General features: G+C 73.8%; 26 protein-coding genes. 9 read left to right on the top strand and 17 right to left on the bottom strand.

Features of this window, described 5'->3' with window-relative positions:
- Positions 1 to 11: 11 nt before the first annotated feature.
- Positions 12 to 392: a DUF3040 domain-containing protein gene (locus tag CLV56_RS01195; RefSeq protein ID WP_245857486.1), complete on the bottom strand. Its 381-nt coding sequence runs from the start codon at positions 390 to 392 to the stop codon at positions 12 to 14.
- A 179-nt stretch (positions 393 to 571) separates the two neighbouring features.
- Here CLV56_RS01195 and CLV56_RS01200 point away from each other — a divergent pair, with 179 nt between their 5' ends.
- Entirely contained in the window at positions 572 to 1,414 is an 843-nt protein-coding gene (locus CLV56_RS01200; RefSeq protein ID WP_100414259.1) for a L,D-transpeptidase family protein, read from the top strand.
- On the opposite strand, the gene CLV56_RS01205 is transcribed toward CLV56_RS01200, so the two are convergent.
- Positions 1,396 to 2,115: a class I SAM-dependent methyltransferase gene (locus CLV56_RS01205; RefSeq protein WP_157805033.1), complete on the bottom strand. Its 720-nt coding sequence runs from the start codon at positions 2,113 to 2,115 to the stop codon at positions 1,396 to 1,398. The two genes, CLV56_RS01200 and CLV56_RS01205, sit on opposite strands and share 19 nt — an antisense overlap.
- A gap of 80 nt (positions 2,116 to 2,195) precedes the next feature.
- Between CLV56_RS01205 and CLV56_RS01210 the strand changes: the two genes are divergently transcribed.
- Together CLV56_RS01210 and CLV56_RS01215 are read left to right on the top strand one after the other, a co-directional pair.
- Positions 2,196 to 2,666: a YbaK/EbsC family protein gene (locus CLV56_RS01210; RefSeq protein ID WP_039340172.1), complete on the top strand. Its 471-nt coding sequence runs from the start codon at positions 2,196 to 2,198 to the stop codon at positions 2,664 to 2,666.
- Positions 2,667 to 2,824: 158 nt separating this feature from the next.
- Entirely contained in the window at positions 2,825 to 4,129 is a 1,305-nt protein-coding gene (locus tag CLV56_RS01215; protein ID WP_100414261.1) for a phytoene desaturase family protein, read from the top strand.
- Here CLV56_RS01215 and CLV56_RS01220 read toward each other — a convergent pair.
- Together CLV56_RS01220 and metF are read right to left on the bottom strand one after the other, a co-directional pair.
- On the bottom strand, positions 4,115 to 4,384 hold the full coding sequence (locus CLV56_RS01220; protein WP_039368631.1) for a hypothetical protein: 270 nt from the start codon (positions 4,382 to 4,384) through the stop codon (positions 4,115 to 4,117). The two genes, CLV56_RS01215 and CLV56_RS01220, sit on opposite strands and share 15 nt — an antisense overlap.
- 71 nt (positions 4,385 to 4,455) lie before the next feature.
- Positions 4,456 to 5,340 (bottom strand): methylenetetrahydrofolate reductase [NAD(P)H], encoded by an 885-nt coding sequence (gene metF / locus CLV56_RS01225; RefSeq protein WP_039368635.1) that lies wholly within the window; start codon positions 5,338 to 5,340, stop codon positions 4,456 to 4,458.
- An 82-nt stretch (positions 5,341 to 5,422) separates the two neighbouring features.
- Between metF and CLV56_RS01230 the strand changes: the two genes are divergently transcribed.
- Positions 5,423 to 6,475, top strand: coding sequence for a polyprenyl synthetase family protein (locus tag CLV56_RS01230; RefSeq protein ID WP_245857489.1), 1,053 nt, complete (start codon positions 5,423 to 5,425; stop codon positions 6,473 to 6,475).
- Between the two features lie 9 nt (positions 6,476 to 6,484).
- Here CLV56_RS01230 and CLV56_RS01235 read toward each other — a convergent pair whose 3' ends face one another.
- Entirely contained in the window at positions 6,485 to 6,853 is a 369-nt protein-coding gene (locus tag CLV56_RS01235; RefSeq protein WP_039368639.1) for an Rv2175c family DNA-binding protein, read from the bottom strand.
- Between the two features lie 193 nt (positions 6,854 to 7,046).
- Here CLV56_RS01235 and pknB point away from each other — a divergent pair, with 193 nt between their 5' ends.
- Positions 7,047 to 9,128 (top strand): Stk1 family PASTA domain-containing Ser/Thr kinase, encoded by a 2,082-nt coding sequence (pknB, locus tag CLV56_RS01240; RefSeq protein ID WP_039368833.1) that lies wholly within the window; start codon positions 7,047 to 7,049, stop codon positions 9,126 to 9,128.
- Positions 9,129 to 9,236: 108 nt separating this feature from the next.
- Complete coding sequence (locus CLV56_RS01245) at positions 9,237 to 10,118, top strand: deoxyribonuclease IV (RefSeq protein ID WP_039368642.1); 882 nt, start codon at positions 9,237 to 9,239, stop codon at positions 10,116 to 10,118.
- A 35-nt stretch (positions 10,119 to 10,153) separates the two neighbouring features.
- On the opposite strand, the gene pdxY is transcribed toward CLV56_RS01245, so the two are convergent.
- The gene (pdxY, locus tag CLV56_RS01250; protein ID WP_039368645.1) at positions 10,154 to 11,011 is read right to left on the bottom strand and encodes a pyridoxal kinase PdxY; all 858 of its coding nucleotides are present in this window, start codon (positions 11,009 to 11,011) and stop codon (positions 10,154 to 10,156) included.
- 37 nt (positions 11,012 to 11,048) lie between these two features.
- Between pdxY and CLV56_RS01255 the strand changes: the two genes are divergently transcribed.
- Positions 11,049 to 11,675 (top strand): flavin reductase family protein, encoded by a 627-nt coding sequence (locus CLV56_RS01255; protein ID WP_039368648.1) that lies wholly within the window; start codon positions 11,049 to 11,051, stop codon positions 11,673 to 11,675.
- Between the two features lie 43 nt (positions 11,676 to 11,718).
- On the opposite strand, the gene CLV56_RS01260 is transcribed toward CLV56_RS01255, so the two are convergent.
- The 5 genes from CLV56_RS01260 to CLV56_RS01280 form a co-directional block, all read right to left on the bottom strand.
- The gene (locus tag CLV56_RS01260; protein ID WP_100414264.1) at positions 11,719 to 13,068 is read right to left on the bottom strand and encodes a class II 3-deoxy-7-phosphoheptulonate synthase; all 1,350 of its coding nucleotides are present in this window, start codon (positions 13,066 to 13,068) and stop codon (positions 11,719 to 11,721) included.
- 97 nt (positions 13,069 to 13,165) lie between these two features.
- The gene (locus tag CLV56_RS01265; protein ID WP_039368652.1) at positions 13,166 to 14,188 is read right to left on the bottom strand and encodes an ATP-dependent 6-phosphofructokinase; all 1,023 of its coding nucleotides are present in this window, start codon (positions 14,186 to 14,188) and stop codon (positions 13,166 to 13,168) included.
- A 60-nt stretch (positions 14,189 to 14,248) separates the two neighbouring features.
- Positions 14,249 to 14,893 (bottom strand): response regulator, encoded by a 645-nt coding sequence (locus CLV56_RS01270; RefSeq protein ID WP_039368839.1) that lies wholly within the window; start codon positions 14,891 to 14,893, stop codon positions 14,249 to 14,251.
- A gap of 10 nt (positions 14,894 to 14,903) precedes the next feature.
- Positions 14,904 to 16,073, bottom strand: coding sequence for a MacS family sensor histidine kinase (gene macS / locus CLV56_RS01275; protein ID WP_100414265.1), 1,170 nt, complete (start codon positions 16,071 to 16,073; stop codon positions 14,904 to 14,906).
- A 1-nt stretch (position 16,074) separates the two neighbouring features.
- Entirely contained in the window at positions 16,075 to 16,794 is a 720-nt protein-coding gene (locus tag CLV56_RS01280) for a lysophospholipid acyltransferase family protein (protein ID WP_100414266.1), read from the bottom strand.
- 175 nt (positions 16,795 to 16,969) lie between these two features.
- On the opposite strand from CLV56_RS01280, the gene CLV56_RS01285 reads away from it, so the two are divergent.
- Entirely contained in the window at positions 16,970 to 17,374 is a 405-nt protein-coding gene (locus CLV56_RS01285; RefSeq protein ID WP_100414267.1) for a hypothetical protein, read from the top strand.
- Positions 17,375 to 17,404: 30 nt separating this feature from the next.
- Here CLV56_RS01285 and CLV56_RS20895 read toward each other — a convergent pair whose 3' ends face one another.
- From CLV56_RS20895 to CLV56_RS01310, 6 genes are read right to left on the bottom strand one after another with little or no spacing between them, the layout of a single operon-like run.
- The gene (locus CLV56_RS20895; RefSeq protein ID WP_211287953.1) at positions 17,405 to 18,385 is read right to left on the bottom strand and encodes an ROK family glucokinase; all 981 of its coding nucleotides are present in this window, start codon (positions 18,383 to 18,385) and stop codon (positions 17,405 to 17,407) included.
- Positions 18,382 to 19,329 (bottom strand): ROK family glucokinase, encoded by a 948-nt coding sequence (locus tag CLV56_RS20900; RefSeq protein ID WP_039368655.1) that lies wholly within the window; start codon positions 19,327 to 19,329, stop codon positions 18,382 to 18,384. Before CLV56_RS20900 ends, CLV56_RS20895 begins: the two co-directional genes overlap by 4 nt.
- Entirely contained in the window at positions 19,320 to 19,739 is a 420-nt protein-coding gene (locus tag CLV56_RS01295; protein ID WP_039368658.1) for a hypothetical protein, read from the bottom strand. The genes CLV56_RS20900 and CLV56_RS01295 overlap by 10 nt, the downstream gene beginning before the upstream one ends.
- Positions 19,740 to 19,799: 60 nt before the next feature.
- Positions 19,800 to 21,080 carry an ArsA family ATPase gene (locus CLV56_RS01300; RefSeq protein ID WP_245857497.1) on the bottom strand — a complete coding sequence of 427 codons (1,281 nt, stop codon included), beginning with the start codon at positions 21,078 to 21,080 and terminating at the stop codon, positions 19,800 to 19,802.
- Positions 21,077 to 21,520, bottom strand: coding sequence for an SRPBCC family protein (locus tag CLV56_RS01305; RefSeq protein WP_039368660.1), 444 nt, complete (start codon positions 21,518 to 21,520; stop codon positions 21,077 to 21,079). The genes CLV56_RS01300 and CLV56_RS01305 overlap by 4 nt, the downstream gene beginning before the upstream one ends.
- A complete protein-coding gene (locus CLV56_RS01310) occupies positions 21,498 to 21,992 on the bottom strand; it encodes a polyketide cyclase / dehydrase and lipid transport (protein WP_100414268.1) in 495 nt (164 codons plus the stop codon). Before CLV56_RS01310 ends, CLV56_RS01305 begins: the two co-directional genes overlap by 23 nt.
- Positions 21,993 to 22,089: 97 nt before the next feature.
- Between CLV56_RS01310 and CLV56_RS01315 the strand changes: the two genes are divergently transcribed.
- Positions 22,090 to 23,886 (top strand): AMP-dependent synthetase/ligase, encoded by a 1,797-nt coding sequence (locus tag CLV56_RS01315; RefSeq protein ID WP_039368663.1) that lies wholly within the window; start codon positions 22,090 to 22,092, stop codon positions 23,884 to 23,886.
- Positions 23,887 to 23,973: the final 87 nt, after the last annotated feature.

Genomic DNA, 23,973 nt, shown 5'->3' on the forward strand with positions numbered 1-23,973 from the left:
GCGGAGCGCGGTCAGCGACCGTCGGAGTCGCGCCGACGACGCCAGCGCTCCTCCATGCGGTTCATGAAGGAGTCGTTGCTGCTCGGACGTGCCTGGCCGCTCGCGCCGCCGCGCGTCGGCGGCTGGGCCGTCTGCTCGTCCTCGTCGGTGCCGCGCGAGCGCCACGCGGTGAGGAAGAAGTAGGCGCCGGCCACCATCAGCACGAAGCCGACGACGCCCAGCACGGTGGACGTCGTGATCACGCCGGCCATGAGGAGGCCGACACCGAGCACGAACCCGACCGAGGCGAGGACCACGATCCTTCGGGCGCGGGCACGCAGACGCGACCCACGCAGCGTCGATGCCAGGCGGGGATCCTCGGCAGCGAGCGCCTGCTCGAGCTGCTCGAGCATCCTCTGCTCTTCCTCTGAGAGCGGCACGTCAGGCCTCCCTTGGCTTCGCTGGTCCGGCGGGGGTGCTGGCCCGTCGGGTCCAGTCTAGGCAGCCGACCTCGGCGACGCCACACTACGGGCTATCGTTTGTCCGTCGCCGCTCGGGAGGGGCTCGGGTGTGCCTGGGGGAAGGAACACCCATGATCAGGTCCTGTGCGCTCGCGAGCGCCCTCGTCGTCGCCGCCTCGGTGGTCGTGGTGGCGCCGCCGGCCTCGGCGGCGTCGGCGGCGGAGGTCGTGTCGTCCGCGCCCGCGACGGTGGCCTCGGCGGCCCCGGCCGGTCCGGCCGTGTCCGCCTCGGGCGCCGACTCCGCGCGTGCCGCCGCCGAGGTCGCCCGGCGCAAGAATCTGCGCCGCTTCGCCCGGACGATCACCCGTCCCGGGCAGCGAGACGCCTCGCCGACGTCGATCAAGCACGTCCGCGAGCTGCAGTACCGCCTGCGCTGGGCGGGGGCGTACGGCGGCCGGGTCAGCGGCTACTACGGGAAGTCGACGAAGAAGGCCGTCAAGCGGTTCCAGAAGCGCGTCGGTCTGCGGCGGACCGGCAAGGCCAACCCGCGGACGTGGGCCAAGCTGATCCCGAAGACGACCCGGGCACGCAAGAAGATCCCGAAGGCCTGCAAGCGCAAGGGCTGGGTCGCCTGCTACGACCGCAAGCGCCACCAGGTCACGCTCTGGCGCAGCGGCCGGATGTGGAACGCGTGGCTCGTCCGCGGCGGATCGGCCTCGACGCCGACCCGCACGGGCCGGTTCTCGGTGTTCCTGCGCAGCCGCCACCACGTCAGCTCGCTGTTCGAGTCCAAGATGCCGTACGCGCAGTTCTTCTCCGGGGGCCAGGCGTTCCACGCGTCGTACCTGATGATGGACCCGTTCGACGGACACAGCCACGGGTGCGTCAACATGTCGATCCCCGACGCCCGCCAGCTGTGGAACCTGACCGCGTCGGACCCGATGCGGGTCGTCGTCTACGGGGCCTGGGACTGAGCCGCGTCCGGACGTGACGCCAGCGCGTGCAGGCTCGAGCCCAGCACGCGCAGCGTCTCGTCGGCCGCGGCCGCGCGCTCGAACGCGGTCACCGTGCGCCGGCCGACGGCACCGTCGGGGTCGGCCGGCAGCAGCGCGGCCGCGATCCGCAGGCCGTCCAGCTGCTCGAGCCGGAAGCCGGCGCCCCGCACGAGCCCGGTCAGCTCGGCAGCGTCGAAGCGGCGCGGACCCGACCGGCCGTCGCCTGCCAGCACCGCGGTCGCGCCCTCGACGTCGCCGGCCCGCAGCCGGGCGAGCACCGCCGCCGGACGACCGGCGACGACCACGCTGAGCAGACCCTGGGGCCGCAGGACCTGATGGAGGGACGCGAGGGTCTGCTCGACATCGTCGACGACCTCGAGCAGACCGTGGCACAGCACGAGATCCGCGTCCGGGCCGACCACGCCGACCATCTCCGTCGCGCGCGCCTGGACGGTCTCGACCTCGACGCCGGCCGACCTCGCCCGCCGGCCGAGGGTCGCGAGCGCGTCCGCGCTCGGGTCGACGACCACGACGGCGTGACCCTGCTCGGCCAGGGCGACGGCCTGACCGCCGGTGCCTCCTCCGACGTCGACCACCCGCAGCGGCCGGGCGGGGCCTCCCCCGAGCCGGGCGACGGCGTCCGTGACGACCTCGTGGACCTCTGTGGCTGTCTCCTGCACGCGGCCCACTCTGCCAGGCTCCGCGGTCGGGACGCGAGCACGGCCGTGGGGCCCGCCGGTACGGTGCTCGGGTGACCGATATGCCTCCCCGGGTCCGCCGGGTCGTCGACGTCCTCGCGGCGCACGGCCAGGACTCCGACGTCCGGTTCCTGCCCGAGTCCGTCCGGACCGCGGCCGCGGCGGCCGACGCGCTCGACGTCGAGGTCGGCGCGATCGCCAACAGCCTCGTCTTCGACGCCGGCGGCTCCCCGGTCCTGGTGCTGACCTCGGGAGCCCACCGGGTCGACGTGGCCGCGCTCGCTGCTGCGTGGGACCTTCCGCCGCTGCGCCGCGCGAGCCCGGACTTCGTCCGCGACCACACCGGACAGCCGATCGGCGGGGTCGCGCCGGTCGGGCACCCGGAGGCCCTGCGGACCTACGTCGACGTCGCGCTGGCCGACCACGACGTGGTCTGGGCGGCGGCGGGACATCCGCAGAGCGTCTTCGCGACCAGCTTCGACGGGCTGGTGCGGCTCACGGGCGGGACGCCCACGATCGTCACCGGCGCCTGAGACAAGCGGGCCGTTCGTCCGGCTCGACCCCCGACGCGAGCCGGACGAACGGCGCCTGCACGACCCAGTCTCGCTCCCCTCGGTCGCGAACGGAATGAGCGAAGGTACTCAGATTCCGACGAGTACCTCACCGGGCACACGGTCGCTACCCTGGCCGGGTGGCGGACGTGGTGGTGGTCGGCGGCGGGCTCGCCGGGATGGCAGCGGCCGTCCGCATCGCGAAGCTGCGTCACCGCGTCGTGCTGGTCGAGGACGCCGACCGGGTCGGCGGACGTCTGCTCCCCCTCGTCCACGACGGGTTCTCCTTCGACCACGGGTCGTCCGAGGTCACGCTGCCCGCGACGCTGCGCGACCTGTTCCGCAAGTCCGGCCGGCCGCTGGACTCGGAGCTCGAGCTCGTCCCGCTCCCCGTCGCCCGCCGGCACGTCCTGGGGGACGGAGACGTCCTCGATCTGCCGACCGGGAGCCGCGCGGCGCAGACCGACGCGATCGACCAGGTCCTCGGACGCGGGAGCGGCGCCCGGTGGACCCGGTGGCTGGACGCCTACACCGACGTCTGGGAGGTGCTCCGCACCCGTGCGCTGGAGCAGCCGTTCGAGGGCCGCGCCGCGTTCGACAACGCCCAGTGGCGGATGCTGCGCCCGCGGGCGGGGCTCCAGCGCGCGGCGCGTCGCGGGCTGCGGGACCCGAGGCTGCGAGCCCTGGTGATCGACCGGCACCGGTTGGACGGGGAGCAGCCGGGCCTGCTCCCCGCGTTCCTCGGCGTGCTGGACCTGGTCGAGCGGTCGTTCGGCCGCTGGCGCGTGGTCGGCGGCACCTCGGCTCTCGTGACCGCGCTCGAGCGACGGCTCGCGCAGCGCCGCGTCGACGTGCGCACCGGCGTCCGTGCCCTGGACGTGGTCGGCACGGACCGCGTCGAGGGCGTGCGGACCGCCGACGGCGTCGTCAGCGGTGACGTCGTGGTGTGGGCGGCACCGGCGGCACCCGGGGGTCGTCGGGAGAGCGACGCGCTGCCCCGGGTCCCCGCGGCCCGGACCTACCTCGGGCTGGGACCCGACGCTCCTCGGCTCGAGCAGGAGACGATCGTCCACGACCACGCCCCGCTGAGGATCAGCCCGAGCGCCACCCACGACGGTCCCGGCCAGGCCTGGACGGTCGAGCACCTCGGCGCGGAGGATCCCGTCGACGCGCTCGCACGCCACGGTCTCCGTCTCAGCGCGCACGTCCGGGCGCGTGTCGACGTCAGCGCACTCGACGCGGTGCGGGACGGCGGCGCGCGGTACGGCTGGTGCTGGTCGGGATGGCGCACGGGCTGCACGCTGCCCGGCGTGGGTCGACCTCGACCGGCCGGCCTGCTGAGGATCGGCGCCAACGCCCACCCCGGGGCGTCGCTCGAGGCGGTCACGCTCGGCGCCGCGTCGGCGGCCGAGACCCTGCGCCCGCCGACGTCAGCCGCGGGGTGAGTGGGTCCACTCCTCGCGCAGCCCGCTGACCAGGGAGCCCAGGTAGCGAGGACGCTCGATCCCGTCGTCCTCGACCCGGCAGACCTCGACCCCGCACAGGCACGAGGCCAGCCCGGAGAACCACCACAGCAGCACCACGAGGTCGGAGCGCACGCCCCCGGCGAGGTGCAGATAGGCGCAGGTCAGGAACACGGCGGCCGCGAGGACCATGCCGAGCAACCACAACCGGTGCCTGCGGTGCTGCTCCCGAGTCATGTGATCAGGATGACACCGGCCAGTGTCCGTTGCGGGCCTTTTGGACCGTTCGTGCGTGTCGCGCCGGGAGCCTACACCGGGGTCGCGGCGAGGCTCTCGTAGATCTGTCGCGTCGCCAGCGAACGGTTGAGCGTGTAGAAGTGCAGACCCGGCGCGCCCGCGGCGAGCAGGCGGTCGCACAGCTCGGTCGCGATCGTGATGCCCTCGGCCCTGAGACCCTCGGGGTCGTCGACCCACGGCTCGAGCCGCGCCACCACGGAGCGCGGGACCTGGTGGCCCGACAGCTGGGCCATCCGGGTGATCTGCGCGAGGTTCGTGATCGGCATGATGCCCGGCAGGATCGGGATCGCGCAGCCGAGCCCGCGGACCCGCTCGACGAGGCTCAGGTAGTCCTCGGCCAGGAAGAAGAAGTCGGTCACCGCGAACGACGCCCCGGCGCGCGCCTTGGCGGCCACGACCTGGGCGTCCGCCTCCAGCGAGGCGGCCTCGCGGTGGCCCTTCGGGTACGCGGCAGCACCCACGCAGAACGACCCCGTCGACGCGACGAGCGCAACGAGCTCGTCGCCGTGGTCGAGCCCCTCCGGGTGCGAGCTCCACGGCGCTCCCGGGCCGCCCTCGGGGTCTCCACGCAGCGCGAGCACGTTGCGCACGCCCGCGTCGGCGTACTGCCTCAGGACGGTGTGCAGCTCGTCCCGGCTCTGACCGACGCAGGTCAGGTGGCCGACCGGGTGCAGGGTCGTCTCCGCTGCGATCCGGCCGGTGATCCGGACCGTACGGTCACGGGTCGTGCCGCCGGCGCCGTAGGTCACCGAGACGAAGGTCGGCTGCAGGGGCTCGAGCTGGCGGACGGCGGTCCAGAGCGCCCGCTCGCCCGCGTCGCTCTTCGGGGGGAAGAACTCGAACGAGAACGTCGGGTCGGGACCGGTGACGAGGTCACCGACACGGGCTACGGACATGGCGTCACGATACCGAGGCCGGGCGTCGGTCGGCCCGGCTCCCACACGCCGAGACGATCACGGGACGGTTAGGGTGACGGGCGTGACCGACGCAGATCTCCCCGCCCGGGTCGATGACGCGCTCGCGTCGTTCCTCGGCGACCGCCGCACCCAGCTCGAGCCGCTGGGACCTCGCGTCGAGCCGCTCCTCGACGCCGCCGCGGTGGCCGTGGCGGGCGGCAAGCGGCTGCGTCCGGCGTTCTGCGTCGCCGGCTGGCGGGTCGGTGGCGGCGCCGGGGTCCCCGACGACGTCGTGCGTGCCGCGAGCTCGCTGGAGTGGCTCCAGGCCAGCGCGCTGGTCCACGACGACGTGATCGACGACTCGGCGACGCGGAGGGGACGCCCGGCGGCCCATGCAGCGTTCACCGACGCGCACCGCTCGTCCGGCTCGCGCGGCGACGCCGAGCTGTTCGGGGTCGGCGCTGCGGTGCTGCTCGGCGACCTGATGCTGTCGTGGGCCGACGAGATGTTCCGGACCAGCGGGTTCTCACCTGACGAGCTGGCGCGCGCGACCGGCTTCCTGGACGCCTGCAAGAACGAGGTCGTCGCGGGCCAGTTCCTCGACCTCGCCGTCCAGGCCGGCGGCGGCGCCTCGCTCGAGGACGCGATGCGGGTGGTCCGCTACAAGGCCGCGAAGTACACCGTCGAGCGTCCGCTGCACCTCGGCGCGGCACTGGCCGGTGCGGGCCCGCGCACGATCGATGCGCTGAGCGCGTACGCCGTGCCGCTCGGCGAGGCCTTCCAGCTCCGTGACGACGTCCTCGGCGTCTTCGGCGACCCGGCGGTGACCGGCAAGCCGGCCGGCGACGACCTGCGCGAGGGCAAGCGCACCGCCCTGGTGGCGCACACCGCCTCGGCGGCCCGCCCGGCTCAGCGCGAGCGCCTCGAGGCAGGCCTCGGCAACCCGGCGCTCGGCCCGACCGATGTCGCCGACCTCCGTGCGCTGATGATCGACGTCGGCGCGCTCGCCCGGGTCGAGGCCGACATCACCGCGCTGGAGGAGCAGGCTCGCGACGCGCTCGACGACGACGCCCTGCGTCCCCACGCCGACCTCCTCGCGGACCTGGCCGGGCGCGCCGTACGGCGCAACGCCTGAGCGACGCCCTCAGAACCCGAGCGCCTGCGCGCGCCGGCGGATCTCCCGTGCCCGTCCCTCGCGCAGCGCGTCGACCGGCCGTCCCGGCAGGGTCGGGTCCGGGGTGAACAGCCAGACGAGCGCCTCGTCCTCGGTGTAGCCGGCGTCGGCCAGGAGCACGAGCGTGCCACGCAGGCGGTCGACCGGCGCACCGTCGACCAGCAGCTCGGCCGGCACGCGCGGCTGCCGCGAGGATGCCGTCGCGACGGCCACCAGGTCCCGGTCACGGACGCGCTGTCGGACCCGGCTGACGGTCGTCCCCATCGCCTCGGCCGCCTCGGGCAGGGTCAGCCACACCTCGACCAGCTCGTCCAGGAGGGCGCTCGTGTCGTCGGACATGGCTCCAGCCTGCCAGCACCGGCGCCACCGACCAGTCGAGGCCCCTCGGGCCCGGCCGCGCCTCGCCCTGCCACGCAGCACCGTGAGCATCCCACGCCCCTGTGACACGCTCACCTAGAATGGGCGCCCGGGAGCCCGCGATCCCCGGCTTCCACGTCCAGGTGAGCGCTCGAGCGACGACGAGGAGGTGACCGTGACGACCACCAGCACCGACCGGCTCGTCGGGCGGCTCCTCGACGGTCGGTACCTGCTCGGTCAGGTCCTCGCGCACGGCGGCATGGGCACCGTGATGCTCGCCACGGACACGCGTCTCGAGCGCACCGTCGCGGTCAAGGTGATGCAGAACGACGTCGGCGGGGACGCCGACTTCACCGCGCGGCTGCGGACCGAGGCCCGCGCTGCGGCCCGCCTCAGCCACCCGAACGTCGTCGCCGTGTACGACCAGGGAGACGACGACGGCCTGCTGTACCTCGTGATGGAGTACGTCCCCGGCCGTACGCTGCGCGACGTGGTCGCCGACGAGGCACCGCTGCCGCCGCGTCGGGCTCTGGCCCTGATCGAGCCGCTGCTGATGGCGCTGTCCGCCGCGCACGACGCCCGGATGATCCATCGCGACGTCAAGCCGGAGAACGTCCTGATCAGCCCCGACGGGCAGGTGAAGGTCGCCGACTTCGGCCTCGCCCGCGCGATCACCGCGCGCTCGCAGGCGACCACCGGGGTGCTGATCGGCTCGGTCTCGTACCTCGCGCCGGAGCTGGTGCTGAACGAGGGCGCCGACGCCCGGTGCGACGTCTACGCCGTCGGCGCCGTGCTGTACGAGCTCCTGACCGGACGCAAGCCGCACACCGGCGAGACCCCGATCCAGGTCGCCTACCAGCACGTGCACGCCGACGTGGCGCCGCCGTCGCAGTCCGTCGCCGGGATCCCCCCGTACGTCGACGCGCTCGTGGCGCGGGCCTGCGCCCGTGACCGCGACCACCGCTCGGCCGACGCCCGCGTGCTGCTGCACCAGGTCCGCCGCGTCCGCTCGGCCCTGGAGGCGAACCTTCCCGACGATCCCGACCTGACCGACGACCTCCGCCTCCATCACGTCGCCGCCACCGGCACCGAGGACCCGCCGCCGGTGGCCGTGGCCACGGCGACCCTCGCCGCCGAGCGGGCCGCCGACGCCGGTCTCGGCGCCCTCGACGTGACCGCGGCGGCCGGCCCCGGCGGGTACGAGGCGACGAGCGCCACCGGCTACGAGGCGACCCGGGCGGTCACCGCCGTGCCCTCCGGCCCCCCGCCCGCCGACCCGGGCCCACCCGGGTCCTCGGCCGCGGGACCACCCCGGTCACCGGCGGACGGCTCCGGGTCCGCTTCGCCGGGGGCGGCGACCCGCAACGAGCGTGCGCGTCGGCGCGGCCGCGCGCTGCTGATCCTGGCCGTGGTCCTCGCGCTGGGCGCCGCGGCATTCGGCTGGTGGTTCGGGGTGGCACGGTACGACTCCGCGCCCGACCTGGTCGGCCTCAGCATGAAGGAGGCGCGTGCGGCCGCTGCGGACCAGGGGTTCGCCGTCGAGATGGTCGGCAGCGAGTTCAGCGAGACGGCGTCCAAGGGCACGGTCAGCTCGTCGGAGCCCGCACCGGGCGACCGGCTCCTCCCCGACAGCACCATCGAGCTGCTCGTCTCCAAGGGCAAGGAGCGCTATCCGTTGCCCGACCTGACCGGGATGACCGAGCAGGACGCCGAGGAGGCCCTCGACGAGGTCAAGGCCGTGCCGGGCACCGTCGAGCGACGGTTCAGCACCAAGGTCGACGACGGCCTGGTGATCCGGACCGCGCTCGACCCCGGGACCCAGGTCCGCCCGGGCACCGAGGTCGACATGGTGGTGAGCAAGGGACCGAAGCCCGTCGACGTCAAGGACTACACCGGCAAGTCCGCCGACAAGGCCACCGGGAAGCTCGAGAAGGCCGGACTCGAGGTCGAGGTGGCCACCGAGTACTCCGAGGACGTCGAGGCCGGCGACGTGATCAGCCAGGACCCGCCCGCGGGCCGGGTCTTCGAGGGCGACACCATCACGCTCACGGTCTCCGACGGCCCCGAGCCGATCGAGGTTCCGGGCGTGGTCGGCCGCAACGTCGACGACGCCCGCCAGATCCTCGAGGACGCCGGGTTCGAGGTCGAGGTGGAGAAGGAGCGGATCCACTTCGGCAGCAACCTGGTCTCGCGCCAGTCCCCCGGCGGCGGGGACCTCGCGCAGCCGGGAGACACGATCCTTCTCCGGATCGTCTGACCTTCTCCGGATCGTCTGGCCTTCTCCGGATCGTCTGACCCGCGACGGCCGACCCGCCGTCGTGCGCCCCCGGAGGCGCGCGCGGCCGCCCCGTCCGGGCCGCCTACGATGGCCGGCGTGCCCGTCTCCCCCACCCGCGTCCGCAACCCGCTCGGGAGCCACGTCGCGGTCGGCAAGGGGCTGATCGCGGGTGCCCTCGCGACCGCGACCGGTCTCGGCGCCGGCGCGCTCCAGATCTTCGCGGGCAACCCGCGCGGCTGGGCGGCCTCCGCCGGCGACCCGGCCACCGACGCCGCGTTCGCCCAGCGGTGCGCGGACGACGGCCTGCTCGCCTTCGTGCACGCTCCCTACCTGGTCAACCTCGGCTCACCGAACCCGCAGACCTACCGGCGCTCGGTCGACGCCGTCACCCACAACCTCGCCCGCGCGGCCTCGCTCGGGGCGCAGGGCCTGGTCGTGCACACGGGATCGTGCGTCGACGACGGCGGGTACGAGACCGCGCTCCGGCAGGTGCGCGAGGGCCTGCTCCCCCTGCTCGACGCACTCGACGGCAGCGGGCTGCGGCTGCTGCTCGAGCCGACCGCCGGGCAGGGCCGCTCGCTGTGCGCACGGGTGGACGACCTCGCGCCGTACCTCGCCGCGCTCGAGGACCACCCGGCCGTCGGGATCTGCCTCGACACCTGCCACGCCTTCGCCGCCGGTGAGCCGCTGGGGTCCGCCGACGGCGTGGACGACACCCTGCGCCGCCTCGTCGCGGTGACCGGACCCGACCGGCTCGCGCTGGTCCACGCCAACGACTCGAAGGACGTGCGCGGGAGCCTCAAGGACCGGCACGAACGGATCGGGCAGGGCCATCTCGGCACCGACGCCTTCGCAGCCCTCCTGCGCCACCCGCTCACCGACGGGGTCCCGTTCGTCCTGGAGACCCCGGGCGGCGTCGCGGCCTGGCGAGAGGATCTCGCGCTGCTCGCCTCCCTGCGCGACGCCTGACGCAGCCAGGCGGCTGCCCTGCGGGCTCCCGCCCCTCAGACCAGGCGCTCGACGGCGAACTCCGTCGGCGGGTTCGCGATCACGTCCTGCGCCGCCACCAGCTCCATCTCGGCAGCGTCGGTGCGCCGGGTGTGGTCGAGCACGCCGAAGATCGACGAGGCGACCCTCTCGAGCGAGCCCGGCAGGTCCATGCCGGACTGCAGCATGCGGCCGAGGAACATCGCGGTCGTCGCGTCGCCCGAGCCCGCGACGACCTTCATGGTGAGCATCGGCGTCGTCACGACGTACGCGCCGCTGGGGTCGACGCCCACCATCGAGATCGTGTCCCCGCCGGGATCGAGCACCTCGACCGACGTCACGAGCACGGTCCGCGGACCACGGGCCCGCAGCGCGGCGACCGCGTCGAGCAGCTCGTCGAGCGTGCCGACCGGACCACCGGCGAGCAGCTCGAGCTCGAACTGGTTCGGGGTCGTCAGGTCCGCCGCGGGTACGATCCGGTCGCGCATCAGCTCGGCGATCCCGGGCCGCACGTACACCCCGCGCCCGCGGTCGCCGATCACCGGGTCCGCGCAGTAGACGGCCCGCGGGTTCGCGGCCTTGACCTGCTCCACCGCGTCCAGGATCACCTCGCCGATGTCCGGCGAGCCCTGGTAGCCCGACAGGACCGCGTCGATCCCCGGGAGCACCCCGCGCTCGGCGACGCCCGTCACGACGTCGGCCACCTGCGACGCCTCGTACACCGTGCCACGCCACACGCCGTAGCCGGAGTGGTTGGAGAACCCCACCGTGTTCACCGGCCAGACGTCGACCCCGAGACGTTGCAGCGGGAAGACGGCCGAGCTGTTGCCCGCGTGACCGTAGGCGACCTGGGACTGGATCGAGAGCACCTGCACGTCCGTCAGCCTAACGGCGCCACGATACGGTCGGCGGATGGCACCGGGCCCGGACACGCACACGTACTACCCCGCGGACGGCCACGGCCTGCCGCACGACCCCTTCAACGCGATCGTCGCGCCGCGGCCGATCGGGTGGGTCTCGACGCTCAGCGCGGACGGCGTCGTCAACCTCGCCCCGTACAGCTTCTTCAACGCCTTCAACTACGTGCCCCCGATCGTCGGCTTCGCGAGCCTCGGCCACAAGGACAGCGTGACGAACGCCGAGACCACCGGCGGGTTCTGCTGGAACCTCGCCACCGAGGACCTCGCCGAGCAGATGAACGCGACCTCGGCGACCGTCGCCGCCGACGTCGACGAGCTCGCGCTCGCCGGGCTCACCCCGGTGGCGGGCGACGTCGTCGACGTGCCGTACGTCGCCGAGACCCCGGTCTCGTTCGAGTGCCGGACCTCCCAGGTCGTCCGCCTCACGACCGCCGCCGGCGACCCGGTCGACACCTGGCTCGTGCTGGGTGAGGTCGTCGCGGTGCACATCGCCCGCTCGGCGCTGACCGACGGGATCTACGACACGGCCGCCGCCCGCCCGCTGCTGCGCGGCGGCGGACCGTCGACCTACTTCGGCATCCGCCCGGAGCACCGGCTCGAGATGCGCAGGCCGCGCTAGCGGCACTCGCTACCGCAACCGCCGTGACGCCGTCGCGTCGGGCTCAGCGCTCCCGCAGCATCTGGGCGACGAGGAAGGCGAGCTCCAGCGACTGGGCGCGGTTCAGGCGGGGGTCGCACAGCGTCTCGTAGCGATGCGTGAGGTCGGCCGCGGACAGCCTGCTCCCTCCGCCCACGCACTCGGTCACGTCGTCGCCGGTCAGCTCCACGTGCACGCCGCCCGGCCAGGTGCCCACGCTGCGGTGCACCTCGAAGAAGCCGCGGACCTCGTCGATCACGTCGTCGAACTCACGGGTCTTGTAGCCGTTCTCGGTCGCGAACGTGTTGCCGTGCATCGGGTCGCAGACCCACGCGACCGACACCCCGGCTCCGTCGACCTTCGCGACCAGCTCCGGCAGCAGGTCGCGGATCTTGCCGGCACCGAAGCGGGTGATGAACGTCAGCTTGCCCGGGACGTTGTGCGGATTCAGCTTGCGGGCGTAGGCGAGCGCGTCGTCCGGCGTCGTCGTCGGCCCGAGCTTGATGCCGACCGGGTTCGCGATCCGGCTGAGCAGCTCGACGTGCGCGCCGTCGAGCTGGCGGGTCCGCTCCCCGATCCACAGGAAGTGGCCCGACACGTCGTACAGGTCACCGGTCCGCTGGTCGGTGCGGGTCAGTGCGTGCTCGTACTCGAGGATCAGCGCCTCGTGGGAGGAGTGGAAGTCGACCGTGTGCAGCTCGTCGGGATCCACCCCGATCGCATCCATGAACGCCAGCGCCTTGTCGATCTCGGCACCGATCGACTCGTACCGCGCCCCGACCGGGCTGTTGCGGACGAAGTCGGTGTTCCAGGCGTGCATCTGCCGCAGGTCGGCGTACCCGCCCTGCGTGAAGGCGCGCGCGAGGTTCAACGTCGCCGCCGAGGCGTGGTAGACCTCCATCAGCCGCTGCGGGTCGTGGCGCCGGGCCTCGGGCGTGAAGTCGAAGCCGTTGACCGCGTCGCCGCGGTAGGCCGGCAGGGTCACGCCGTCGCGGGTCTCGTCGTCGCTCGAGCGCGGCTTGGCGTACTGACCCGCCATCCGGCCGAGCTTCACGACGGGGACGCTCGCCGCGTACGTCAGCACGACCGCCATCGACAGGAGCACCCGCAGCTTGTTGCGGATGTTGTCGGCGTTGACACCGGCGAAGGTCTCGGCGCAGTCGCCACCCTGGAGCACGAACGCCTCGCCCCGAGCCACGGCCGCCAGCTTCTCGCGGAGCTGGTCGGCCTCGCCGGCGAAGACCAGCGGCGGCATCGTCCGCAGCCGGTCGACCACCGCGTCGCGGGCAGCCGGATCGGCGTACGTGGGCTGCTGGGCCGGGCCGAGAGCGTGCAGCTCGGCCAGCGTGGGCAGGGTGAGGTCGGCGTTCGTCACCCGTCCAGACTACGCGGCCGGCCACCGGGCCCTCGCGGGTCCCGCAGTGCGGACCGGACGGCACCGCCGAGCGCCCCGTACGGCGCGCAGCGCGGCGTCATCGCAGCAGCGGCGCGATCGCGTCGTACTGCTGGGCAGGAACGAGCTTCAGCTCCCGGACCGCGTCGGCCAGCGCGACCAGCTCGACCTGCTCCCCGCGCAACGCCGCCATCGATCCCCAGCTCCCCTGCGCCACGGCGTCGACGGCTGCCAGACCGAGCCGCGTGCCGAGCTCGCGGTCGAACGCGCTCGGCGGTCCCCCGCGCTGCACGTGCCCGAGCACGACGGCACGGACGTCGGCGTCGTTGCGCTCGTCGAGCCGCGCCGCCAACCACTCCCCGACCCCGCCGAGCCGGATGTGGCCGAACGCGTCGGTCTCACCCGAGGAGACCGTCTCGGCACCGCCTGCCGGCAGCGCACCCTCCGCGACCACCACGACCGGAGCCCGCCGCCTGGCCAACGACGCGGCGACCCGGTCCTGGACCTCGTCGAGGTCGAACGGCCGCTCGGGGATGAGCGCCGCCTGGGCGCCCCCCGCGATCGCCGAACGCAGCGCCAGCCAGCCGGCGTGCCGTCCCATCACCTCGACCACCACCGGCCGCAGGTGGGACTGCGCGGTCGTCCGTACCCGATCGACCGCCTCGGTCGCGATCCCGACGGCCGTGCTGTGCCCGATCGTCACGTCCGTGGCGCCGAGGTCGTCATCGATCGTCTTCGGGATGCCGACCACGGACACGCCGGTCCGAGCGAGGGTGTTCGCCACCCCGAGCGTGTCCTCCCCACCGATCGCCACCAGGGCGTCGCAGCCGTGCGCCGCGAGGCCGGCCCCGACCCGCTCGAGCCCGCCGTCCACCCCCACCGGGTTCGTCCGCGACGACCCGAGGATCGTCCCACCCCGGTCCAGCACGTCGGCGACGTCGTCGATCCCGAGCGGACGGGCATCGGCGTCCATCGGGCCGCGCCACCCGTCGGCGAACCCGACGACGTCCCAGCCCCGCGCGTCCGACGCCATCACCACGGCACGCAGCGCCGCGTTCAGGCCCGGGCAGTCACCTCCACCGGTCAGCACACCGATCCGCATCGATCTCCCGTCCCGTCGACCGCCTCGGCGCGGCCGGACGCGTGCTCGTGGTCGTGGGCGCTACTCGTCCAGCCCGCGCTCGATGGCGTAGCGGACCAGCTCCACGCGGTTGTGCAGCTGGAGCTTGCGCAGGGTGTTCTGGACGTGGTTCTGCACCGTCCGGTGGCTCAGCACCAGCCGGTCCGCGATCTGCTTGTAGGTCAGGCCCTTGGCGACCAGACGCAGCACCTCGGTCTCGCGCTCGGTCAGCTTCGGGGCGTCCGGCTCGTCGGCCGGCGGAGCCTCCGACAGGCGGCGGTACTCGCCGAGGACCAGTCCGGCCAGGCCCGGGGTGAAGACCGACTCGCCGCGCGAGACCGACTGAACCGCGTCCAGGAGGGTCTCCCGCGACGCCGACTTCACGAGGTAGCCGCAGGCGCCGGCCTTGACCGCGTCCAGGACGTCCTGCTGCTCGCCCGACGCGCTCAGGACCAGCACGTTGGTCTCCTGGGCCCGCTGGGCCAGCGTCGCGGTGACCTCGACGCCGTCCGGCGCCGGGATGTTCAGGTCGAGGAGCAGCACGTCGGGCCGCGTCGCGAGCGCGCGGTTCACCGCCTCCGTACCGTCGGCCGCCGTGGCGACCACCTCGAAGCCGGCCTCGTCCAGGTCCCGTGCGACCCCTTCCCGCCACAGCGGGTGGTCGTCGACGACCATCACGCGCACCATGCCGCGCACCTTATCGCTCCGAGGCGTCCTCGCCTAGCCCGCTCGCCGGGACGCGCAGCTCCCACTCGCAGCCCTGCGCGCCGTCCTCGAGCAGGGTCGCGACACCGCCGAGGTCGCGGATCCGACCCTGGATCGACTGCGTCACGCCGAGCCGGCCCTCGCCGACGGCCTCGACGAGGCGGCCGGGCGGGATCCCCGGCCCGTCGTCGCGGACGCTGACCACGACCTCGTCGCGGCCCTCCTCCAGCAGGATCCAGACCAGCGCCCCCGGCCCCGCGTGCATCCGGGTGTTCACGCAGCAGGCGCGGACGGCGGCGACGACCTCCTCGACGACGTCCGCGGGCAGCAGCACCGGGCGGCTCGGGGTGGCGACGGTGACCGCGGCGGTCCCGAGCTCGTCGAGCGCACGGCCCAGGTCGACGAGACCACCCGAGCCCGCGACCGTCGGGTCGGGACCCAGCGACCGCGACTGGATCAGCCGGCGCAGCTCCACCTCCTGCTCCCCCGCGAGACGCCCCAGCTCGGCCGCCTCGCCCCCGAGCTCGCGGCCGCGCCGCTGCACCAGGGCGAGCACCTGGAGGACCCCGTCGTGCACCGCGCGCGCGAGCCGCTCACGCTCGGCCGCCACCGCGGCCGCGCGCTCGGCCTCCACACGACCCACGGCCGCCACCCGCAGCACGTGGGCGCAGTAGCCCACCAGCATCGCGGCCAGCACCATGAGGAAGATGTTGCCGACGGTCGACGAGTCGATCCCGGGCCGCAAGGTGACGTCGACGCTCTGCACGATCGCCGTGCCGAGCAGTCCACCGGTGACGCCCCAGTGCACCGCCCAGCACAGCACGACCGTGGTCACCCAGTAGGTCGTCAGCGTGTTCGTGCTCGAGGCGAGCATCTCGTCGGTGTGGACGTACTCCGTGGAGCGCAGCAGCGTGACGGTCACGACCATGTCCGCGATGAACACCCAGCCCCGGCGGCGGCGCGGCTCGTACAGCCACGTCACGAGCCCCGACCAGACCACCATCACGCCGATCAGGACCCACGCCGCCGTCGGGTGCTCGAAGTCGCGCCAGCGGGCGGCGTTGACCCCGACGGCGTACGCGAGCGTGATCGCACGGAGCACGGTGAAGACCCGGTAGAACTGGTCGTCCACCTGCTGCGCGGCCCGTGCGACCCGGTCCACGCTAGGAGGCCTTCGGCAGGTCGCTCACGTCCGGGCCGGGCTCGGTCGGCTCGACGTTCTTCGACCGCGACGCGTAGCGGTCGACGTACTCCTGCCCGGACAGACGCATGATCTCGTACATGATCTCGTCGGTGACCGCGCGCAGGATGTAGCGGTCGTCCGCCATCCCGTCGTACCGGCTGAAGTCCAGCGGCCGACCGAACGTCACGCCCGGCCGCGCGAAGCGTCCGAACACCTTGCCCGGCGGTGCGATCACGTTGGTGTTCGTGACCGCCACCGGGATCACCGGCACCCCGGACTCGAGGGCGAGGCGCGCCACGCCGGTCCGCCCGCGGTACAGCCGGCCGTCGCCCGAGCGCGTGCCCTCCGGGTAGATGCCGCACACCTCGCCCTTGCGCAGCAGACGCAGCTGCGTGCGCAGCGCACCCTCGGACGCGCGGCCACCGGTCCGGTCGATCGGGACCTGCCCCGTCGAGGAGAAGAACGTCTTCTGGAAACGCCCCTTGATCCCGGGCGTGTGGAAGTACTCGGCCTTCGCCACGAACGTCACGCGGCGCGGCACCACCAACGGCATGAACAGCCAGTCGGCGTAGGAGAGGTGGTTGCTCGCCAGAATCACCGGTCCCTCGAGCGGGACCTTCTCGGCCCCCGAGACCCACGGCCGGAAGACGAGCTTCAGCAGGGGTCCGAGGAACACGAACTTGAGCAGCCAGTAGGTCAAGACATCCCCTCCTCGATCAGCGAAAGCGTACAGGCGCGACGCCTCGCCGGCCCGACCGACCGTACGGGACGGCCCCTCACCGCCCGGTCCTGGCTCCGCTGGGTCGTGTGAGTCAAGATGGGGACATGTCCCTTCGTCGTACGCCTGCCGCGGCACCCGCACCCGGGAGCACGCGGTGAGCCCGTCGCGCGAGGACGACGAGTTCGAGCGGATCGTCGCCGGTCTCGAGCTCTCCGTGCCCGACGAGGACGACGAGCCCGCCCCGGCCCGCGCCGAGCCGGACGTCTTCGAGCCCCGGTGGTCCGACCCTCTGGAGGAGTCCGACGCCGACCCCGACGACGTGTTCGTCCCGCCCGAGCCGCCGCCGGTCTCCGTCGGCGACCGGGTCAGCCGGATCGCCTGGACGGTGCTCGTCGGCGGGCCCGCGCTGCTGCTCGTGCTCGCGCTGGCCGGCGTCCGGCTGTCAGGGCCGGTGCTCGCCGTGATCGCCCTGGGGATCGTCGCGGCGTTCGTGACGCTGATGGCACGCAGGAGCGGCACGGACCGCGGCAGCGACCCGGACAACGGCGCGGTCGTCTGAGCCGGGCGTCCCGCGCCGCCGCACCCCCGGCTAGCGGGTCGGGCGGCGGGACCGCACGGGACGACGGCGGGTGCGCGCGAGATCGGCGGCCCCCACCAGCCCCGCGTCGTTGCCGAGGTGGGCCCGGACCACCCGGGCGTCCGGCCGGTAGCCGCGACCGGTGAGCGTACGCCGCAGCGTCTCGCGGGCCGGCTCCAGCAGCAGGTCGCCCGCGACGCTGACGCCCCCGCCCACCACGAAGACCCCGGGGTCGAGAGCCGCGGCCAGGCTCGCGAGCCCGACACCGAGCCAACGGCCGACCTCGGCGAGCACCTCGACCGCGTCCGCATCGCCCTCGGCGGCCAGGCGACCCACGGTGGCCCCGCCGGGGGCCGCGGGTGCCGCAGCCTCGACGAGCCGGCGCCCGAGCGGCAGGTCGTCGGCGACCGCCCGCCGCGCGGCGTACGCCAGCGCGTTGCCGCTCGCGTACTGCTCGAGGCAGCCGCGGTTCCCGCACTCGCACGGTCGTCCGTCCGGGACGACCTGCATGTGCCCGAACTCACCGGCCACGCCCCAGCGCCCGCGATGGAGCCGACCGTCGACGACGATCGCGCCGCCGATCCCGGTGCCCAGCGTCAGGCAGACGAGATCCGGCTCGTTCTGCGCCGCGCCGAAACGCCACTCGGCCCAGGCCGCGCAGTTGGCGTCGTTGTCGACCAGCACCCGCCGCCCGGTCCGCCGCGTCACCGCGTCGCGGAGCGGCTCGTGGCGCCACGGCAGGTGCGGAGCGAACAGCACCGTCGAGCGGGTCGCGTCGACGAAGCCCGCTGCGCCGATCCCGACCCGGGTCGACCGCGGCAGGCCGGCCGCCAGCGTCTCCACGACCTCGCCGATCACGTCGAGCACCTCCGGCGTCCCGAGCGGCGGTGTGTCGACCTCCGTCCGCTCCACGACACGGCCGTCCGCGTCCACGACCCCGGCCTTGACCCGGGTGCCGCCGACGTCGACTCCGATCGCGGGGCGAGCGCTCACGCGTGCGACCGGGCGAGGTCCGCCGCGCCGATCATGCCGGCGTCGTTGCCGAGGGTCGCACGCCGGATGGCGGCCTGGGGACGGTTCAGAGCAGCCGGGAGGGTGCGCCAGAACGCTGCGCGCGCCGGGTCGAGGAGCAGGTCGCCCGCCTTCGCGACGCCACCGCCGACGGCGACGACGCTCGGGTCGAGGACCGCGACGAGCGAGGCGATCCCCTCCCCCAGCCACCGGCCGACGTCGGCGATCAGGTCGATCGCGAGCGGGTCGCCGCGGCGTGCCTCCTCCGTGATCAACGGGCCGGTGATCCGCGACGGGTCGCCGTCGACGAGAGCCGACAGCGCAGCGACCTCCTTCATCCCCGCCTGGATCCGGTCCTGCGCCTGACGGACGAGGGCACGACCCGACCCGTACTGCTCCCAGCAGCCGTACTGGCCGCACCCGCACTTGATCCCCGCCGGGACGACCCGCAGGTGCCCGATCTCGGCCGCGACGCCGTTCGCGCCACGGTTCAGCTGACCCGCCTGCACGATCCCGCCGCCGATCCCGGTCCCGACGGTGACCAGCAGGAGGTCGTCCACGTCCGCGCCGGCGCCGAAGCGGAACTCGCCCCAGGCGGCTGCGTTCGCGTCGTTCTCCACCACCACCGGGAGATCCGTACGACGCTCGAGCTCGTCCGCGATCCGCTCGTCCTCCCACTCGATGTTGGGGGCGAACAGGACCGTACGCCGGGCTGCGTCGACGAACCCCGCGGCGCCGACCCCGACCGCCTCGATCTCGTGTCGCTCCTTCAGCCCCGCCACGGCGCGTGCGACCGCGTCGGTGATCAGCCCTGGCTCGGTCGCGGGGGTCTCCAGCCGGTCCTGGGCGACGATCGTGCCGTCGACGTCGACCACCCCGATGGCGATCTTGGTCCCACCGATGTCCACCCCGACGGTCAGTCCCATCCGCCATCCTCCAGATCGATGTCCTGCACTCCACGATCACGCCCGTGCTCACCCGCACCGGAACCAGGGGGCTGCGAGAACGAGTCCACCACACCACGCAGCGCGAGGGCGAGCGAGGCCGCCGCCGACGCCAGGTGATCGGCGACCTCGGGCCTGGCCTCGCGCAGGAGCGTGATCAGCTGGCACAGCGGGCAGAGCGCGCAGCTCGACGCGGTGTGCGGACCCGCGGGCCCGCCCCCGCCACCGGCCTCCTCGGCGCTCGTCCCTCGCTCGTGGGCACTCGCAGTCCCGTCGGTCCGGCCCGTGTCCTCGGTCCCGGCCCTCCCGGCGTCCTCGGCGAGCACCCGCGCGAGCTTGACCGCCTCCTCGAGCAGACTGCCGACGGCGTCGCCGCCCGGCGGTGCCGTCATCGGACCTCCTGTGGTCGCGCACGGGCAGGCTCGCCCGGCTCGTTCCTGCGTCGCTGGATCCTATCGAGACGGGGCCCGGGTGCCCGCACGCCCGGGGGGCCGGACCGGCTGCGACCGGGGCGCGACGTCGGTATCGCGTGCGACCTCGGACCGTTCGCGCGCGGCGAAGCGGACGACGACCCGCCCGTCGGCGATCCGCGCTCGCGCGACGTCGTAGCGGCCGAGGAGCGCGGGCAGGGCGATCAGACGTCTCCACGAGCCCACGGTGACGATCAGCTCGTCGCCGTGCCGCGCGACGGACACGTCACCGCGGGCTGCGAACGGGAGCGCCAGCGCCACGTCGACGTGGTCCTCGTGGCGCTGCACCTGCAGAGCGGGCTCCCCGGTTGCTCGCGCCAGCGGGTCGTCGCGGCCGTAGGTGTCCTCGGCCACCGCCGCCAAGGCGTCCATGCCGACCGGCTCGGCGGCCGCGAACCCGGTCTGCCAGACCGACAGCGGCGCGAACGATGCGATCACCTCGTCGAGCACGCCACGCTGTGCCCGCGCCCAGCCCGCCCTCCACCCGTCGGCCCCGTCCTCACCGAAGACGCGGTTGGCCACGACGCCGTCGACGGCGTACCCGAACAACGACAGCGTCGTCAGCGCGCGGCGGGACTCGGCCACGACCACGCGCTCGGGCGTGAGCACGAGACGCACCGAGCCGGACGGGCCGGTCAGCAACGCCCGCACCTCGGCGAGGTCCCGGCACAGGGCCCGGACGGCGTCGAGGACGCCCGGACCGATCGGACCGAGCCCGGTCGCCCGCGCGAGCGCGGGGACGGCCATGCGGGTCACGCGCTCCTCCAGCGGGGACAGCCGCTCGGCGTACCAGCCGAGCGCCTCGGGCAGCGCGAGGAGGCGCAGCGTCTCGGCCGTCGGTGCCGCGTCCACGACGACGACGTCCCACCGCCCGGACGCGGCCTGGGCGCGCAGCTCGAGCAGGACGAGGACCTCGTCGGCGCCGGGCAGCACGGTGATCTCCTCGGCGGCCAGCGGGTCCACGCCGGCACCGTCGAGCAGCGCACGCAGCGTCGACCGGAGCTGCGCGGCCGACTGCTCCATCCGCCGCTGGGTGTCGACGAGCTGCACCCACAGGTGGTCGGAGACCTGCGCCGGCTCGGGGCCGGCCGCGACGTCGAGCGTGTCGGCCAGCGAGTGGGCGGCATCGGTGGAGAGGACCAGGGTGCGCCGGCCCCGGCGAGCGGACGCGACCGCCACGGCGGCGGCGGACGTCGTCTTTCCGACGCCGCCCTTGCCGGTGAAGACGACGATCCGCGGGACGGTCTCCACGGCCGGCGTCACGACGAGGTCGACTCCACCCGCTTCTTCAGGCCCTTGAGCGCGGTGTCGATGATGACCTTCTCGGCTTTGCGCCGCAGCATCCCGAGCAGCGGGATCCCGACCTCGACCGCCAGCCGGTACGTCACGCGTGCCGACCCGTCGGGCAGCTCCTCCACGACGTACGCGCCGTCCATCGCCTTGAGCATCGACCCGGGCTCGTCGATCGCCCACTCCACGTGGTCCTCGGCCCACGTGTAGGCGAGCGTGTAGCTGTCGCGGATCGGCGACGCGTCCAGGACGAACGCGACCTTGGTGGCACGACCGTCGGGACCGGGCTCGACGACGTCGCACTGCTTCACCCCGGTGGCCCACTCGGGATACGAGTCGAAGTCGGCGATGACGGACATGATCTGCGACGGCGACGCGTCGATCACGATGTCACTCGTCGTCTGGTTGGTCATCGAGTCCTCCTGCTCGCTCGCTGCGTGCAGCGACACTATCGCGCTCCGGCCCTGTCCCGGACGCGGGAGCAGGCGCGGCGCGTCCGGCTCGCGGCACCGGTGCCGCCCCGACCGGCCGCGACCCGTCGAGCTCGTCACGGACCGACGTCACCCAGCGCGACAGCGCCTGGTGGTAGCGCTCCTCGACCCGTCGGCGCGCCCGAGCGGACCGCGGTGAGCGTGACGGGTCCGCCTGGACGAACACATGGACCACCGTCCCCTCCGCCAGCTCCTCGAGCCACACCTCGGCGGTGCCGTCGAGCGCGCCCGACAGGCGCCAGCGCTTGCCGCGCCGACCTCGGTCCTCGAAGCAGCGCACGGCGAGTCCCGGGCCGAGGACGGCCGCGAGGGCGACCTCGTCGCAGAGCCGCGCGCGCAACCTCTCCGGGCCGACGGCGACGTATGTCTGATCGACCACATCGACGAGAGGCATCGTCCCTCCTGAGTCGGGCCCGCGGTGCGCCATGACTGTAACCTGCCGTGAGGGGACGCCGTCCTGGATCTCGTCATCTTCGCCGATCGGAGGCACTGTGCGCACCTACGCGACCCCCACGACCTATCGGGTCCCGCCGTCGGGAAGCATCACCGACGACGTCGTCGCCCGGGTCGACGAGGACCCGCAACGGGTCGCCTTCCTGCGGCGCACCGAAGACGGGTGGACCGACGTCACGATCGCGCGGTTCCGTGACGAGGTCGAGGCGCTCGCACGCGGCTTCGTCGCAGCCGGTGTCGGCCACGGCGACCGCGTCGGGCTGCTCGCGCGCACACGCTACGAGTGGAGCGTCGTCGACTACGCGCTGTGGTGGATCGGTGCCGTCGTCGTCCCGATCTACGAGTCCTCCGCCCCGGAGCAGATCGCGTGGGTCCTCAGCGACGCCGAGGCGGTCGGGTGCGTCGTCGAGTCCGCCGCGCTCGAGGCGCGCGTCACCCAGGTGCGTGACCAGGTCCCCACCGTGCAGCAGATCTGGACGATGGACGACGGAGGACTCGAGGACCTCGTCGAGCGCGGGTCGTCGGTCGACCCCGGCACCGTCCGCAGCCGGCGGGAGGCGGTCGCCCCCGACGACTTCGCGACGCTGGTCTACACCTCGGGGACGACCGGCCGCCCGAAGGGCGCGGAGCTGACCCACGCGAACTTCATGTACGAGCTCGGCGCGGCGATCGACACGCTGCCCGAGCTGTTCGACCGCGACGACGCCACCACCCTGCTGTTCCTGCCGCTCGCCCACGTCTTCGCGCGGATCATCGAGGTCGGTGCGATCCGCGCCGGAGTCCGGCTGGCGCACACGCCCGACGTCAAGAACCTGCTCGAGGAGCTCGGGGAGGTCCGGCCGACCTTCATCCTCGCGGTGCCGCGCGTGTTCGAGAAGGTCTACAACGGAGCGAGCCAGAAGGCGCACGCCTCCGGACGGGGCAAGGTCTTCGACGTCGCGACCAGGACCGCCATCTCCGTGTCCCGGGCCCGGCAGTCCGGCCGGCGTCCTGGCGCCATGCTGCGCGCGCGCCACGCGCTGTTCGACCGGCTGGTCTACGGCAAGCTGCGCGACGCCATGGGCGGGCGGGTCGACTACGCGATCTCGGGGGGCGCTCCGCTCGGCGAGCGGCTCGCGCACTTCTTCTCGGGAATCGGGCTCGACGTGATCGAGGGCTACGGCCTCACCGAGACGACCGCCGCCCTGTCCGCGACCACGCCCGACGGTCTCAAGATCGGCACGGTCGGGCGGCCGTTCCCGGGGACCGCCGTGCGCGTCGCCGACGACGGCGAGCTGCTGTTCCGTGGTCCGCAGGTCTTCCGCGGCTACTGGAAGGCCCCGGAGGCGACCGCGGAGGTGCTCGACCCCGACGGCTGGTTCCACACCGGCGACCTCGGCGAGATCGACGACGAGGGCTTCGTCTCGATCACGGGCCGCAAGAAGGAGGTCATCGTCACCGCCGGCGGCAAGAACGTGATCCCGGCCGTCCTCGAGGACGCGGTCCGGGCGCACCCGCTCGTCGGCCAGGTGCTCGTGGTCGGCGACGGGAAGCCGTTCGTGGGCGCGCTCGTGACGCTCGACCACGAGGCCGTCCCCGGGTGGCTCGAGCAGCACGGGCACGACCCGGACACACCGGTCGCACGCCTCACGACCGACGACGAGGTGATCGCCTCGGTCCAGGCTGCCGTCGACGAGGCCAACACCCACGTCTCGCGCGCCGAGTCGATCCGCAAGTTCCGGATCCTTCCGGGCGAGTGGACCGAGGACAGCGGTCACGTCACACCGACGCTGAAGCTCAAGCGCAACATCGTCCTGCGGGATCACCGCGACGACGTCGAGGCGCTCTACACCTGAGCGGCGCTGGGCGCGTGACAGCCCGGGCCTGACCCGGGGGCAGCCCCGCCCGTGGGGCCTCGCACGCGAGAGCCGGCCGTACGGTGC

The organism is Mumia flava (genome assembly GCF_002797495.1).
Classification (GTDB): domain Bacteria; phylum Actinomycetota; class Actinomycetes; order Propionibacteriales; family Nocardioidaceae; genus Mumia; species Mumia flava.

Bases quoted from the DNA above. Each gene is read 5' to 3' on its own strand.
- CLV56_RS01195 (WP_245857486.1), bottom strand. From the start codon at position 392: ATGCTCGAGCAGCTCGAGCAGGCGCTCGCTGCCGAGGATCCCCGCCTG.
- CLV56_RS01200 (WP_100414259.1), top strand. From the start codon at position 572: ATGATCAGGTCCTGTGCGCTCGCGAGCGCCCTCGTCGTCGCCGCCTCG.
- CLV56_RS01210 (WP_039340172.1), top strand. From the start codon at position 2,196: ATGCCTCCCCGGGTCCGCCGGGTCGTCGACGTCCTCGCGGCGCACGGC.
- CLV56_RS01220 (WP_039368631.1), bottom strand. From the start codon at position 4,384: ATGACTCGGGAGCAGCACCGCAGGCACCGGTTGTGGTTGCTCGGCATG.
- metF (WP_039368635.1), bottom strand. From the start codon at position 5,340: ATGTCCGTAGCCCGTGTCGGTGACCTCGTCACCGGTCCCGACCCGACG.
- CLV56_RS01235 (WP_039368639.1), bottom strand. From the start codon at position 6,853: ATGTCCGACGACACGAGCGCCCTCCTGGACGAGCTGGTCGAGGTGTGG.
- CLV56_RS01245 (WP_039368642.1), top strand. From the start codon at position 9,237: ATGGCCGGCGTGCCCGTCTCCCCCACCCGCGTCCGCAACCCGCTCGGG.
- CLV56_RS01255 (WP_039368648.1), top strand. From the start codon at position 11,049: ATGGCACCGGGCCCGGACACGCACACGTACTACCCCGCGGACGGCCAC.
- CLV56_RS01265 (WP_039368652.1), bottom strand. From the start codon at position 14,188: ATGCGGATCGGTGTGCTGACCGGTGGAGGTGACTGCCCGGGCCTGAAC.
- CLV56_RS01270 (WP_039368839.1), bottom strand. From the start codon at position 14,893: ATGGTGCGCGTGATGGTCGTCGACGACCACCCGCTGTGGCGGGAAGGG.
- CLV56_RS20900 (WP_039368655.1), bottom strand. From the start codon at position 19,329: ATGGGACTGACCGTCGGGGTGGACATCGGTGGGACCAAGATCGCCATC.
- CLV56_RS01295 (WP_039368658.1), bottom strand. From the start codon at position 19,739: ATGACGGCACCGCCGGGCGGCGACGCCGTCGGCAGTCTGCTCGAGGAG.
- CLV56_RS01305 (WP_039368660.1), bottom strand. From the start codon at position 21,520: ATGACCAACCAGACGACGAGTGACATCGTGATCGACGCGTCGCCGTCG.
- CLV56_RS01310 (WP_100414268.1), bottom strand. From the start codon at position 21,992: ATGCCTCTCGTCGATGTGGTCGATCAGACATACGTCGCCGTCGGCCCG.